This is a genomic window from Psychrobacter sp. AH5 (assembly GCF_040371085.1).
Classification (GTDB): Bacteria; Pseudomonadota; Gammaproteobacteria; order Pseudomonadales; family Moraxellaceae; genus Psychrobacter.
The window spans coordinates 737,255-750,051 of record NZ_JAMBMT010000001.1 but is presented as its reverse complement, the minus strand read 5'-3'; the positions used below and the strand labels follow the sequence as shown (position 1 = coordinate 750,051).

Annotated in this window: 12 protein-coding genes and 1 tRNA gene; 5 read left to right on the top strand and 8 right to left on the bottom strand. The window is 43.9% G+C overall.

What is annotated here, in order from left to right; translation table 11 throughout:
- Window positions 1–13 precede the first annotated feature (13 nt).
- From uppS to rimO, 4 genes are all read right to left on the bottom strand, one after another.
- A complete protein-coding gene (gene uppS / locus M0N77_RS03240) occupies window positions 14–769 on the bottom strand; it encodes a polyprenyl diphosphate synthase (RefSeq protein WP_353103484.1) in 756 nt (251 codons plus the stop codon).
- A 143-nt stretch (window positions 770–912) separates the two neighbouring features.
- Window positions 913–1,467: a ribosome recycling factor gene (gene frr, locus M0N77_RS03235; protein ID WP_353103482.1), complete on the bottom strand. Its 555-nt coding sequence runs from the start codon at window positions 1,465–1,467 to the stop codon at window positions 913–915.
- A gap of 73 nt (window positions 1,468–1,540) precedes the next feature.
- The gene (gene pyrH, locus M0N77_RS03230) at window positions 1,541–2,266 is read right to left on the bottom strand and encodes a UMP kinase (protein WP_353103480.1); all 726 of its coding nucleotides are present in this window, start codon (window positions 2,264–2,266) and stop codon (window positions 1,541–1,543) included.
- Between the two features lie 179 nt (window positions 2,267–2,445).
- Window positions 2,446–4,017 carry a 30S ribosomal protein S12 methylthiotransferase RimO gene (rimO, locus tag M0N77_RS03225; RefSeq protein ID WP_353103478.1) on the bottom strand — a complete coding sequence of 524 codons (1,572 nt, stop codon included), beginning with the start codon at window positions 4,015–4,017 and terminating at the stop codon, window positions 2,446–2,448.
- A gap of 159 nt (window positions 4,018–4,176) precedes the next feature.
- Here rimO and glnL point away from each other — a divergent pair, with 159 nt between their 5' ends.
- From glnL to M0N77_RS03205, 4 genes are all read left to right on the top strand, one after another.
- Complete coding sequence (glnL, locus tag M0N77_RS03220; protein ID WP_353103476.1) at window positions 4,177–5,385, top strand: nitrogen regulation protein NR(II); 1,209 nt, start codon at window positions 4,177–4,179, stop codon at window positions 5,383–5,385.
- 93 nt (window positions 5,386–5,478) lie between these two features.
- The gene (locus M0N77_RS03215) at window positions 5,479–7,179 is read left to right on the top strand and encodes a sigma 54-interacting transcriptional regulator (protein ID WP_353103474.1); all 1,701 of its coding nucleotides are present in this window, start codon (window positions 5,479–5,481) and stop codon (window positions 7,177–7,179) included.
- A gap of 389 nt (window positions 7,180–7,568) precedes the next feature.
- Window positions 7,569–7,653 (top strand) — tRNA-Leu (locus M0N77_RS03210).
- Between the two features lie 192 nt (window positions 7,654–7,845).
- The gene (locus M0N77_RS03205; protein ID WP_353103472.1) at window positions 7,846–8,358 is read left to right on the top strand and encodes a hypothetical protein; all 513 of its coding nucleotides are present in this window, start codon (window positions 7,846–7,848) and stop codon (window positions 8,356–8,358) included.
- Between the two features lie 19 nt (window positions 8,359–8,377).
- Here M0N77_RS03205 and M0N77_RS03200 read toward each other — a convergent pair whose 3' ends face one another.
- Window positions 8,378–9,328 carry a serine/threonine-protein kinase gene (locus tag M0N77_RS03200; RefSeq protein ID WP_353103470.1) on the bottom strand — a complete coding sequence of 317 codons (951 nt, stop codon included), beginning with the start codon at window positions 9,326–9,328 and terminating at the stop codon, window positions 8,378–8,380.
- 203 nt (window positions 9,329–9,531) lie between these two features.
- On the opposite strand from M0N77_RS03200, the gene M0N77_RS03195 reads away from it, so the two are divergent.
- On the top strand, window positions 9,532–10,494 hold the full coding sequence (locus tag M0N77_RS03195; RefSeq protein WP_353103469.1) for an ATP-binding protein: 963 nt from the start codon (window positions 9,532–9,534) through the stop codon (window positions 10,492–10,494).
- On the opposite strand, the gene M0N77_RS03190 is transcribed toward M0N77_RS03195, so the two are convergent.
- The 3 genes from M0N77_RS03190 to M0N77_RS03180 all read right to left on the bottom strand — a co-directional run bounded on the left by M0N77_RS03190 (window position 10,491) and on the right by M0N77_RS03180 (window position 12,777).
- Entirely contained in the window at window positions 10,491–11,642 is a 1,152-nt protein-coding gene (locus M0N77_RS03190; RefSeq protein ID WP_353103467.1) for a ribonuclease Z, read from the bottom strand. The genes M0N77_RS03195 and M0N77_RS03190 overlap by 4 nt on opposite strands.
- A 65-nt stretch (window positions 11,643–11,707) precedes the next feature.
- Window positions 11,708–11,935: a hypothetical protein gene (locus tag M0N77_RS03185; RefSeq protein ID WP_353103465.1), complete on the bottom strand. Its 228-nt coding sequence runs from the start codon at window positions 11,933–11,935 to the stop codon at window positions 11,708–11,710.
- Between the two features lie 173 nt (window positions 11,936–12,108).
- Entirely contained in the window at window positions 12,109–12,777 is a 669-nt protein-coding gene (locus M0N77_RS03180; protein WP_353103464.1) for a glutathione S-transferase, read from the bottom strand.
- Window positions 12,778–12,797 lie beyond the last annotated feature (20 nt).

Below are 12,797 nucleotides of genomic sequence, written 5' to 3'. Positions count from 1 at the left end.
GATCCGCTAAACACTAATTAGTCATTTGACTAGCCACTTGCTCACTAGTCTTACCAAATCTGCGTTGACGCTGAGCGAACTCTTGGATCATCGATGCCAGCTCTGCTGCAGTAAAATTGGGCCATAGCGTTTGCGTAAAAAATAGCTCTGCATAAGCGGACTGCCATAACAGAAAGTTCGATAATCGGTACTCTCCGCCTGTACGAATCAGCATATCCACAGCAGGCGCGTCCGCTAGCTGTACATACTCGCCCAGTTTTTCTTTGCTGATCTGTTCAAGAGCTAATTGTCCGGCTTGTACTTGCTCGGCCAACTGCTTTGCCGCATGGGCAATATCCCACTGACCGCCATAGCTGATGGCGATGACCAAACTCATAGCTTGATAATGAGCGGTTTGCGCTTCAGCATCCGCCATTTGCGCTTGTAGCTCTTGAGACAACTGACTACGATCACCGATAAAACGCAGCTGAATTTGATACTTTTGCATGCGCGGCAATTGCTCACTGATAGTCACCGATAACAGATGCATCAACAATGCCACCTCACTGGGAGGTCGCTGCCAGTTCTCACTAGAAAAAGCAAATACGGTCAATACTTGAATACCGACTTCACGGCAATACTCGACCACAGGATCTAGCGCATCTTTGCCTTTTATATGGCCCTCGCCTTTAGCCAATGCATTTTGCTTTCCATAACGGTTATTGCCATCCATAATAATAGCAATATGCTTGGGTTTGAGCTCTATATCTATGTCGGTTTCTGTAAGCATTGTTTAACCGTCTTAATAATGATAAATTCTTAGCCATAAAAGCTAACTATGAAAAAACTGGCGTCTCGACAATAGCACTTGCAAGAGGCCAGTTCTTAGTTGATATTCAGGTTTTGGACTTTGCGTTGAACCTAAAAAGCAGTTTACACTTCCATCAAATCGCTTTCTTTTTTGGTCAGTTTGCTATCAATAATATCGATATATTTGTCCGTGATTTTTTGAATGTCATCGCTAGCACGGCGCTCATCATCTTCTGAGATCTCTTTTTCTTTGGCTAGATCTTTGATATCATTCATCATATCACGGCGGATATTGCGGATAGAGACGCGGCTGTTTTCCGCTTCACCGCGGGCCAATTTTTGCATATCACGGCGAGTTTCTTCTGTCAAAGATGGCATCGGTACACGGATAACATCAGCAGTCATCGGGTTCAAACCCAAATCCGCCTCACGAATAGCCTTATCTACTGCTTGTACCATAGTACGATCAAAGGGCTGCACTAATAGTGTGCGCGAATCCTCAACGTTGACGCTAGCCACTTGGTTAAGTGGCGTATCAGCACCATAATAGCTGACCATAATACCTGATAGCATACCAGGGTGAGCCCGGCCGGTACGCACTTTACTAAAGGTGCTCTCTAAAGCATCTATGGTCTTTTTCATGCGCTCTTCGCCGTCTTGCTTAATCTCTTTAATCATCATATTTCCTTAATTTATCTATACGATAATATTTGTGGTTAATCATTTTTTGAAAGGTATAGCTAGATATAGATTAGTGATAAACACGGGTGCCTTCGTTCTCGCCCATGACCACATTTAATAAAGCATTTGGTTTGGTCATATCGAACACTTGTAAGGGCACATTGTGCTCACGGCACAAAGCAATAGCGGTCAGATCCATGACGCCAAGCTTTTGCTCGAGCACTTCATCAAAAGTTAGGCCATCATACTTAGTCGCATCGCTATGTAAGCTTGGATCTTTATTATAAACGCCATCAACTTTAGTGGCTTTCAAAATTAACCCAGCTTCGATCTCGATACCGCGCAGACAGGCGGCAGTGTCGGTAGTAAAGAAGGGATTACCCGTACCGGCGACAAAGATACAAACCTCACCGTTTTTTAAGTAGCGAATAGCGTTACGGCTGCTATAGCTCTCAGTGACCTCGCCGATTGGCAAAGCTGACATCAAGCGGGTTTTGATATTGCGGCGCTCAAGCGCATCACGCATCGCAAGGCCGTTCATAACGGTCGCTAGCATGCCCATCTGATCACCAGTAACTCTTCCAACCAAACCCTCTTGCTGTAGTTGCGCGCCGCGATATAAATTACCGCCGCCGACAACGATACCCACTTGCACTCCAAGACCGCGCAAGTGGGCAATAGATAAGCTCATTTTGTCCAATACTTCGGTATCGATACCCATGTCTTTGCCGCCCGCTAAGGCCTCACCTGACAGCTTGAGCAAGATACGCGAATAACGGGGATTTTTATCAGACATAAGAGTACCTTTTCATCATTAGTCGTTAGTTAATCATTATTTAAATAATTTCATTAGCTTATATTTGAACTGAGTCAAATTGCGCTAATTGTAGCAAAAACTACTCGCTATTGGGCAATTTTCATTGATTATCAGTGTCATTACTAGCCCAGCGTCTATCTACAAAGTCGCTCTGCTAGTTACTCATTGTAGCTGGCAAATAAATCATACTCGCTAGCATCATCGATAGTCACTGTTATAAATTGCCCAACTTTTACAGCAGCGTCAATATTATCGACATAGACATGACCGTCAATCTCTGGCGCATCAGCATAGCTGCGACAAATAGCAATATTCTCTTCTGTGTCAATCTCATCGACTAGTACTTGCAGCGTTTTGCCAACTTTTTCTTGCAATTTTTGTGCTGAGATCTGTTGCTGTAGCGCCATGAAACGCTCGTAGCGCTCCTGCTTCACCGCTTCTGGCACCGGATTAGGCAAATCATTTGCGACCGCGCCTTCTACCTCTGAATAAGTAAAAGCGCCAACGCGATCTAGACGCGCCTCCACCAGCCAGTCAAGCAAACATTGAAAGTCCTCTTCGGTCTCGCCAGGGAAGCCAACCACGAAAGTGGAGCGAATAACGATATCAGGACAAATCGCACGCCATGCTTTAATACGTGCTAAGGTATTTTCGCTATGAGCTGGACGTTTCATGGCTTTGAGGATACTAGGGCTTGCGTGTTGAAAGGGAATATCTAGATAAGGCAGCAGCCTACCTTCGCTCATTAACTCAACGACTTTATCAACGTGGGGATACGGATAAACGTAATGCAAACGTACCCAAATACCAAGCTGATTCAGCGCTTGGCACATGTCATAGAATTTGGACTTAATAGGCATGCCATTCCAAAAGCTAGTTTTATATTTCAAATCCAAGCCGTAAGCGGAAGTATCTTGCGAGATGATTAACAGCTCTTTTACCCCAGCATTTTTGAGTGCCAGTGCTTCATTCATCACATTATCAATAGGACGCGAGACTAAATCACCGCGTAAGCTTGGAATAATACAAAAAGTACAACGGTGATTGCAGCCCTCGGATATCTTTAGATACGCGTAATGGCTAGGCGTTAATTTAATGCCCGCTTCGTTGATCAAATCTATTTTGGGATTGTAGTCTTTATCTTTTTCTTTATAAGGACGTGGCACATGCTGAGCCACCGCGGTGATTACTTCATCATAAGCATGCGCGCCCGTCACCGCCAAAACGGCTGGATGCATGGCTCTAATCTTCTCCGCCTCTTTGCCCAAGCAGCCAGTGACAATGACTTTACCGTTTTTACTAATCGCCTCACCAATGGCATCGAGCGACTCTTGTACCGCTGACTCAATAAAGCCGCAAGTATTCACTACTACCAAATCAGCGCCGTCATAGTCGCTTGCCACTTGATAGCCATCGCGGCTTAATTCTGTGATAATACGCTCGCTATCGACCAAAGCTTTTGGGCAGCCTAAAGACACAAAACCAATCTTTGGCGCCGTTGTTAGAGCATTAGCAGTTGCAGCATTGCCACTACTCTCGCCGCTTTGTTCGATACTACGGTTTTGGTTATGGTTGGCCTTATGATGATAAGGCTCATTAGACTCAGTGCGCTGACTTAAATTTGATGTGGCAGGATTGAACACGCTAGCGGTATTTTTCAATACTTGAGCGGCGGCGTTTGTTGAATAAGCAGAAATACTATCAGCGGCGGGTGTAGAAGTTTTGGACATAGCGAACCTTGCTTGAGATAAAATGGCTGAGCGCATTGTACGTTTTTTTTGTGATAACCGCTAGTTTTGCCGCGCTATCCTGTTGATTTGTGGTTAAATGTTTAGGTTTAAATCATCAGCGCCTAAAACTTGGCGTCATTTTACTCTATAGGCTTTTTTATGATCAGTCATTTAGCAGCTTCTGCGCGCACGCCAGACTTAGCCTTTATCTCGCAGCAGTTGTTTACCGCTATTTTATGGATCGATGAGTCGCTACATATTAAGTGGGTCAACGCTCAGGCAGAGCAGCTATTAGCTATCAGTTATAGTAGATTATTAGAGCAATCGGTACTGAATTTGCTTGCGCCTAAAGAGCTAAATAATAAATGCACAAAGACCGATCACTTATCAACCGATTCGCTGACGGAACGCTTTTGCCAAGCGCAGCAGTATCAGCAGCCTTTTATCACTCACGATCACACTATAAAGCGCTCATCAAATCCTAGCGCGCCGCTATTGATAGACTATAGCGTCACGCCGGTCACTTATGAGAGCGAAAGTTACTTTATCGTTGAGATGTGGGGCAAAGACCGGCAAAGTCGTATCACTGATGAGCAGCGTCAGCAGCAACAATATAGTGTCGCCCGGCAAATGCTGCGTTCAGTCGCTCATGAGGTCAAAAACCCCTTAGCAGGTATTCGCGGCGCGGCGCAATTATTAGAGCGTCAATTTAATAAGCTTAACGAGCAGACTCTAAAGCAAAAGCTACAGACTTATAGCGATGTTATTATCAATGAGACCGACCGCCTAACTGATTTAATCGGACAACTACTAGGCTCCAATCAGCTCGCTAATTGGCAGAAGCTCAATATTCATCAGCCGCTAGAGCACGTTTTGACTTTAATGCTCAGCCAATATCCCAATATTACCTTACACCGCGATTACGATTTATCATTGCCAGAGCTAGAGGCGGATAGAGACCAGTTAATTCAGCTGTTTTTGAATCTAGTGAATAATGCGTGCGAATCTATGACTGAGTACGAAGAGCAGCTGTCTTTAGCAGACCAACGGCAAGCTTATTACCCAAAGCTCTCTATTCAAACCCGTGTCGCGTTTCAGCACACTATAGGTCATCAGCAGCATAAGCAAGTACTGCAAATTAGCATTACCGATAATGGCAGCGGTATTGATCCGGCGTTTATTGAACAAATATTTTTCCCCATGGTTACTAGCCGCGCTGCCGGAACAGGTTTGGGCTTAGCGATTGTACAAGATATCGTCAGCCGCCATCATGGTATGATTGAGGTCAGCTCAGCGCTCGATGAGGACGATAACCAAACTAGCTTTGTCCTCTACCTGCCTTTTGCGCAGCCTTTAGATCGTCAGTAGAGATTGCTAGCTTATGCTACTATTATTTAAAGCGTACTATTTTGTATCACACCTTTGGGTATATCTTGATTCTATAGCACATTAGGCCTTTATATGACTGTTGATAATAACTTGCAAGCTAGTGCGGTAACTACCGTAGCGACCCTGTGGCTTATCGATGATGATGCCGCTTTGCGTCTGGTATTAAATGATACTTTTAGCGATGCCAATCTAGAGGTAATTAGCTTTGTACAAGCTCAAGCGGCCTGGACTCGGCTCAATGATATCCTAGCGCAGCGCGAGTCAAGAGCGGCCTTACCCGATGTCATCCTTACTGATATTCGTATGCCGATGATGGACGGACTCTCCTTTAGTGACTGGGTCAATAAGCATTTTCCTAAGCTGCCTATCGTTATTATGACCGCGCACTCAGACCTTAGCTCAGCGATTAATAGCTACCAAGCAGGCGCTTTTGATTATCTACCCAAGCCTTTTGATTTGGACGACGCGGTAGCGCTTATTTATAAAGCTATTGGCTATTCTCCTAAACAAGCCGCTACTGACCATAAAACCACTACCACGCCCGCCGCTCAAGTCCCCATCAACCATAAGCCTCCTATTGCTATAAAAAGCAGTCAGCAAACAGGCGATAAAGAGCCTAATAAAAGCGGCGCTAATAGTAGTGATAATACTATTCACAATGTTAACGCTATCACCAATCCAAACGCTATTATCGGTCAGTCGCCAGCGATGCAAACGGTATTTCGCGCTATTGGTCGCCTAGCGCACTCGCCCATTACCGTATTGATCACAGGCGAGTCAGGCACCGGCAAAGAGCTGGTCGCTAGCGCCTTACATCAAAGCTCTCCGCGCGCTAAGCAGTCCTTTATTGCGCTGAATATGGCGGCGATTCCACATGATTTAATTGAGTCAGAATTATTCGGTCACGAAAAAGGCGCTTTTACTGGTGCCACCACCCAGCGACAAGGACGCTTTGAGCAAGCTGATGGCGGTACGCTATTTTTGGATGAGATTGGCGATATGCCCTTTAGCACGCAAACGCGCCTGCTACGCGTCCTAGCGAATGGCGAGTTTTATCGCGTGGGCGGTCAACAGCCCATTAAGGTTGATGTGCGTATCATTGCTGCCACTCATCAAAACTTAGAGCAGCTGGTGCAGCAAGGCAAGTTCCGCGAAGATTTATTTTATCGGCTCAACGTTATTCGTTTGCCGCTACCGCCATTACGCGAGCGCTTGGATGACATTCCGGCGCTTACCCATCATTTTATGCAGCGGGCAGGCAAGCAGATGAATACCTCGGTCAAGCAATTAAGCGTTGACGCTATGCATATGATGCAAGCCTTTGACTGGCGCGGTAATGTCAGACAATTAGAAAACGTTTGTCTTTGGCTGACAGTTATGGCTACAGGTGATACGGTAACGGTAGCAGATTTACCTCCTGAGCTACTAGCCGCTCACGCTGTCAGTGACAATCAAGCCCTGATTCGCTCAAATCGCGCTAAGCAAGTCGATAGCTTAGCTACTGAAGCACAACCCAACGCCGTGGTAGATAGCCAGCAAGCTATCAGCTGGCAACAAGCCTTAGCAGATTGGGCTGAACAAGCACTACAAGCAGGTGAAACCGACATCCTACAACTAGCAGCGCCACAATTTGAACGGGTGCTTTTGACCGCAGCACTCAAGCAAAGTGGCGGCCGAAAAGTAGCGGCGGCTAACCTTTTGGGCTGGGGACGCAATACTTTAACTCGCAAAATGCAATTACTGGCTACAGAAGATATAGTTAATACACTTTAAAACAGATACAGTGCTACTGGAATAAGTTTTGTGCAGCCTCTGGAGTGCGAAGCGCACAGCAAGCAAGGAAAATTTGTACCAGTAGCACGGCACTATAAACGTATCGACTTTATTTCGATTTGACTATACTAAATAAAAAACAGGGTATAATGATAAATATTAGTTTTGTAGTTTAACCTTACTTAAACCCTTGATAAATCTAACATTCCTATAAAACAGCTAGAAAATATGAATAAATAATAGAAAAAATTTAAATTAATTTAAAAAAAGGGCTTGCCAAACTCTTTAAACTCTATATAATAGCCAACCACTGAGACGCACTACCGAATCAGTTATCTATCTATATGTCGTTTGAATTTAATCTTTAACGATGATAGAGTTTTGATAATGGGGCTGTGGCGGAATTGGTAGACGCACCAGATTTAGGTTCTGGCGCCGCAAGGTGTGAGAGTTCGAGTCTCTCCAGCCCCACCATTTTTCGATAGTACCTCTCAAACCAGATTCAACATTAAGCCTGCTTTTTAGCAGGTTTTTTTGTGTCTAGAGTTTGAGATTTGAACCGTAATCCATAGAGCCTAAATAATAGCGTTGGCAAAGCCTTGCCTACCAGAAATATGCCATACTACGCCCTGAGTATGAATACAATAAAACCTCTAGGTGAAATGAATGAGTAAAGGGTTATGGGTCGTTATAGGCTTACTAGTATTGGCTTTAGCTTGGCTGGTAAGTGTGAAGGTTTTATATAAAGCTGATAGCTCGCTCGATGCTACTTCAGCGGCTAATACTAAAGTGATGATGAGCTTAGATAAATTTAGCGGTTACCATCACGATGCAGACATCCTCTTAAAAGAGCTGACAAAGCTTAGATCAGATACGCAAATTGCTATTGAGTCTAAAGATACTAAGCTATTGGCACGAGTTATCAATAATAGCTATCGCGTGATGGATAATATCAATATTAACCGTCTGCCCACTATCAAGCCCTTTGAGGTTTGCGATGAGTCTTTAGATAGCCTGAGTCGCTACGCCACTAGCGCCAAAACTTATTATGCTAACCCTAACGACACCGATGTGACTAACGTTGATAAGTTACAACAAGACTTCGACAGCAAGTTTACTGCCTGTCAAAGCATCGTTAATGATAAGCCGGTCGAAGCGCTATATCAGGATTATCAATAACTGTAAGTTTAATAGCGCTTTATCCAACGTTCAACGTCTGTAAATCTGTTACTAGCTGCTGCATACTTTGATATCTATTTTGCAGCTGCTTTGCCAATGCTTTATTTATAATTGTCTGATAGCATTGATACTGTTTCGGTAGTTTGGCTACTGGCTGTTGGCAATGCTGCATAGCCCATTGTTGTAAACTAGCGCTTTTTGCTGAATCAATGATAAAAGGTCTTTTGCCTAGCAATATCTCATATAGCATAATGCCAAAAGCATAAATATCGCTTTGTAGTGTAGCGCCCTGTCCTTGCCAACGTTCAGGGGCTAGATAAGCAGGCGTGCCAGCATTATTTCCAGAGTTATTTCTATGGTTATTATTAGCTTCAATTGGCTGTGCTAAAGCAAAATCGGTCAGCAGCAAACCGTAATCGGGACTCATTAAGATATTGCTTGGTTTAATATCATTATGTAGCCAACCACTACGATGTAAATTAGCTAATAGCTGCGCCGACTGCACTATAAATTGATGTTTTTGCTCATGAGTTAAAGGCTGCTTTAGATATTTTGCGAGACTACCATGCCAATAATAAGGCATCACTAACAAGGTCAATAGCTGCTCTTGCGCTAAAACCTTTAGATGCATGTTTTCAAAAGCCAACAACAGCGGTGCCATAGTGTTTGCCTGCATATTCTGCCAATTATTTAGTGCTATTAAAACTGCTATTTCATGCTGCAACGAGGTTAAATTTGATGAATGATCAGTATTGACTTGCCATTTAACCATCACTTGCCCAAATTGACTATGAGTAGCGCGCGTTAATCCTTGATAAATACTAGTTTCGCTATCTTGTTGACTGATACTCTGATGAGCTATGGCTTGATAGCCTAATTGCGTAAGCTTGTGGGTGATAATAGGCAAGAGCTTATCCGCTCGTTGCTGCAAGCTTTGCTTGTTTAAGATATGACTTTCACCCTCTTTCATAGTAAAGTAATGCCTTTATCGTATTGTTATATGGTCAGTTCAAAGTAAAATTGTTACGAAATTAAGCGCGCTACTGGTATAAATTTTACTGGCGTGCTGTTATCACAGAGGCTGCATAAAATTCATCCCAGTAGCGCTATATCACTTTTATAGTGAATCGACTATAGTCTATCTTACATTTAATCCTAACTATTAGAATAACTATGTCTGAATTAAATCCCTCCGCTCAGTATGCCCTACCCGAAGCGCTGCTATCCCTACTCGGCCAATACCTGCAAGAGCGAGTCACGCCCAAGATTAAAATAGATCCTGAGCAGTTAGCTTATCGCTGGGTCGGTGGTCGCAGCGGACATCTAGAGCCGCTCTCAGTAAATCTGTTTTTAAGCTTGGATGATCTGCAAGGTATTGAGACACAAAAGTCAAAACTTATTGAAAACACTCGCCAGTTTCTTAAAGGCTATCCGGCCAATCATGTGCTCATGACCGGTACTCGCGGCGCAGGCAAATCCTCACTGATACGCGCTTTATTAAAAGAGTACCACTCTGAGGGGCTACGGATTATTGAGATTGCGCGTGATGATCTGCAAGTCTTAGATAAGATTCGCGCCGCTATCAATGAGCTGCCGACTGATAGCCATTGCCGCTATGTCGTCTACTGCGATGATTTGGCTTTTAACGGACAAGATGAGAGTTATCGCACCCTAAAAAGCGTATTAGATGGCGCGCTGGACTCTGAGCAAGATAAGCTACTGGTTTATGCCACTAGTAATCGTCGCCATTTGCTGCCGCAGCTTATGAAGGACAATCTAGATATTTATAATGGGCAAACCGATGAGGTTAACCCTTATGAGACTATTGATGAGACGGTGTCGTTATCGGATCGCTTTGGCCTATGGCTATCATTTTATCCGATGAATCAGCAAACCTATTTGCACATTGTACAGCACTATTTAAGCTTATCTAATTCCTCAGCACTAGCAGAGAGCAACAATAGTAGTAGTAGTAGCGAAAATAATCTAATAAACGCAGATTTAGCTGATGATATTCGAGCGGCGGCGCTGCGCTGGGCGTCAGAACGTGGTGGCCGCTCCGGCCGCGTAGCTTATCAATTTAGTCGCTATTGGCAAGGCAAAGCTCAATTAGATGCAGCGGATAGTAAGCTTTAGCCTTTGCGTGCTGAGCCTAAATAGTCAACTTTATTGTCTGCGCCATCGACTCTATATTGGGCAAAATCCTCTGCTAACCACAAATTACCCTGATAGACGCTTTCAGCCTCTTTTCGAATATGACCCATATTAGCAGTACGGCTCTGCGGTTCATCAAAGCTTTGATAACGGGCGCTAAAATGGGTCAATATAAGATTATTAATCTCACTTTTCTCAGCAAACTGCGCGATTTGCTTAGCACTACTATGCATTGGATCAAAATTAGTATTTAGCCTTGTTGTTTTGTCTTGAATATTAGCTAACACATCAGTCGTATAAGTGGCTTCATGTATGAGCAGATTGGTGTCTTTTACAGCCGCGCTTAAGCAAGTCGGCGTATCATTATCGCCAGCGACCACTATGCGCGTACGCCGCTTATTATCATGCACATAGTCGGCAGACAGTAGCCGCTGCCCTGCATCGGTGTAGACATCTTGACCTTGTTGCAGCTCCCCCCATAGTTTACTTGGCGTGATACCTTGAGACTTTAATTTATCAGTATTTAAGACTCGCTGACTAATAGTTTGCGTGATAGCAAAAGCGTGCGAAGGTACTCGGTGCGACAGCTTAGTGATATCGATAGCTACGCTATGCTGATTATCTAGTGTTATGGTTAGTTGGTGCTCAGTGCTCTCATCACTGGCTTTTTTATTAACACTACTTTGCTTATGCTTATAAGCGCTTGGATTTTTATTGGCTAAAATATCTTCTATCGCTATAAAGTCGATAGCAAAAGACAAATGCAATTCGGTGGTAGATTTTATGGCTTCAAGATAAGCAGCAATCGCTTGTGGGGCGATAATAGTCAGCGGCGTAGTACGTCCAGACATAGCTGCACTAGCGAGCAGACCTGGCAGGCCATAACAATGATCGCCATGCACATGAGTGATAGCAATGGCTAGTAGCTGATGCAACGATAGCTTAGTGCGTAGCAGTTGCTGCTGCGTGCCTTCACCGCAATCTATCAAAACCCAAGGCCGACCCTTTTTATTTTGCTGAGCGTTTTTGGGATCTTGATAAGGATTGAGACATTCGACAGCTAAGGCGGTGACATTGCGCTGCTTGGTAGGAACGCCAGCTGAAGTACCCAAGAAGGTCAGTTGTAGCATGATTATGAGTCCTTATATAAACTGATACATCCCTCAAAAAGCGATAAAAACTGCTGTCAAATAAACTAAGGCAGTTGACAGATAATAGTACGCTCGCCCTTTATAACCTGACCGCCACTGGCATAGCATTCGTTTGCCATATTGGACTCGTAGGATTTCCAGCCCCCATAAAAGCTGGCTATGCATAATAGCGCAACTAGTAATTTTTGCCCCCAAGATTTGATAGATATCGGTTGCTGCTCAATACTCTGCTCATCAAAAGGCTCATTATTTAGTTTTTTTGGATCGCTCATAGGATAACCTTATATTAGGGTATGGGGCTTGTTACGGATATAAAATATTCATAGCAGCAAGTAGTATAGAGGTGTAGTAGTATAGCAATAAGGGCATGTCATCGATGAAATTTTCGATAACACGCCCTTAGGTATTTATAGGATGATTAAAGTTGCAAAGCTAGTCGTTTGTTTTAAAAACTGACGCGTCCGCCCTTCTCTACGGCTTGCTTAAAGGCTGGACGTTCCTCACAGCGCTTGAGCCAGTTAAGAATATTGGCGTATTTTTTTCTATTTAAACCTTCCCCTGCATTAGCTCCTAATACCGCTAAATGCATCTGAATATCAGCGGCGCTAAACTCGCTCCCTGCAAACCAGCGCTTATCTTCTAAATGCTTCTCCATCATCTTTAGCATGGGCTCTAAACTTGAGCTGATCATGCTTTTTTCGACTTGGCCTTGAATCTTTTTGCTAATAGGCTTGATCAGCATGGGAGATTGCTCAACCACCTTAGTAAATACTAGGCGCATAACCAGCGGCGGCATTAGTGAAGCCTCAGCGAAATGTAGCCAAAAGGTATAATTCTCCCAAGCACTTTCATTATCATCAGCAGGCTTAAACTTCTGCTCTGAATCATAATGCTTGATTAGATATTCGATGATAAATCCCGACTCTAATAACGGGCGACCATCCACCTCCAATATCGGCGCGTGTCCTAGCGGATGCACCTCCTTTAGACTATCCGGAGCGCGGTAAGCCTTATTACGATCATAACAAGTCAGCTGATAGTCTACTGCCAACTCCTCTAACAGCCATAAGATACGAAACGAGCGAGAGTTTTCTAAATGATGAAGATGTAACATAGAGTATCCTAATATAAAAT

What these genes read in the sequence shown, in the direction of transcription:
- uppS (WP_353103484.1), bottom strand. Translation starts at nt 769, where the DNA reads ATGCTTACAGAAACCGACATAGATATAGAGCTCAAACCCAAGCATATT.
- frr (WP_353103482.1), bottom strand. Translation starts at nt 1,467, where the DNA reads ATGATTAAAGAGATTAAGCAAGACGGCGAAGAGCGCATGAAAAAGACC.
- pyrH (WP_353103480.1), bottom strand. Translation starts at nt 2,266, where the DNA reads ATGTCTGATAAAAATCCCCGTTATTCGCGTATCTTGCTCAAGCTGTCA.
- rimO (WP_353103478.1), bottom strand. Translation starts at nt 4,017, where the DNA reads ATGTCCAAAACTTCTACACCCGCCGCTGATAGTATTTCTGCTTATTCA.
- glnL (WP_353103476.1), top strand. Translation starts at nt 4,177, where the DNA reads ATGATCAGTCATTTAGCAGCTTCTGCGCGCACGCCAGACTTAGCCTTT.
- M0N77_RS03215 (WP_353103474.1), top strand. Translation starts at nt 5,479, where the DNA reads ATGACTGTTGATAATAACTTGCAAGCTAGTGCGGTAACTACCGTAGCG.
- M0N77_RS03205 (WP_353103472.1), top strand. Translation starts at nt 7,846, where the DNA reads ATGAGTAAAGGGTTATGGGTCGTTATAGGCTTACTAGTATTGGCTTTA.
- M0N77_RS03200 (WP_353103470.1), bottom strand. Translation starts at nt 9,328, where the DNA reads ATGAAAGAGGGTGAAAGTCATATCTTAAACAAGCAAAGCTTGCAGCAA.
- M0N77_RS03195 (WP_353103469.1), top strand. Translation starts at nt 9,532, where the DNA reads ATGTCTGAATTAAATCCCTCCGCTCAGTATGCCCTACCCGAAGCGCTG.
- M0N77_RS03190 (WP_353103467.1), bottom strand. Translation starts at nt 11,642, where the DNA reads ATGCTACAACTGACCTTCTTGGGTACTTCAGCTGGCGTTCCTACCAAG.
- M0N77_RS03185 (WP_353103465.1), bottom strand. Translation starts at nt 11,935, where the DNA reads ATGAGCGATCCAAAAAAACTAAATAATGAGCCTTTTGATGAGCAGAGT.
- M0N77_RS03180 (WP_353103464.1), bottom strand. Translation starts at nt 12,777, where the DNA reads ATGTTACATCTTCATCATTTAGAAAACTCTCGCTCGTTTCGTATCTTA.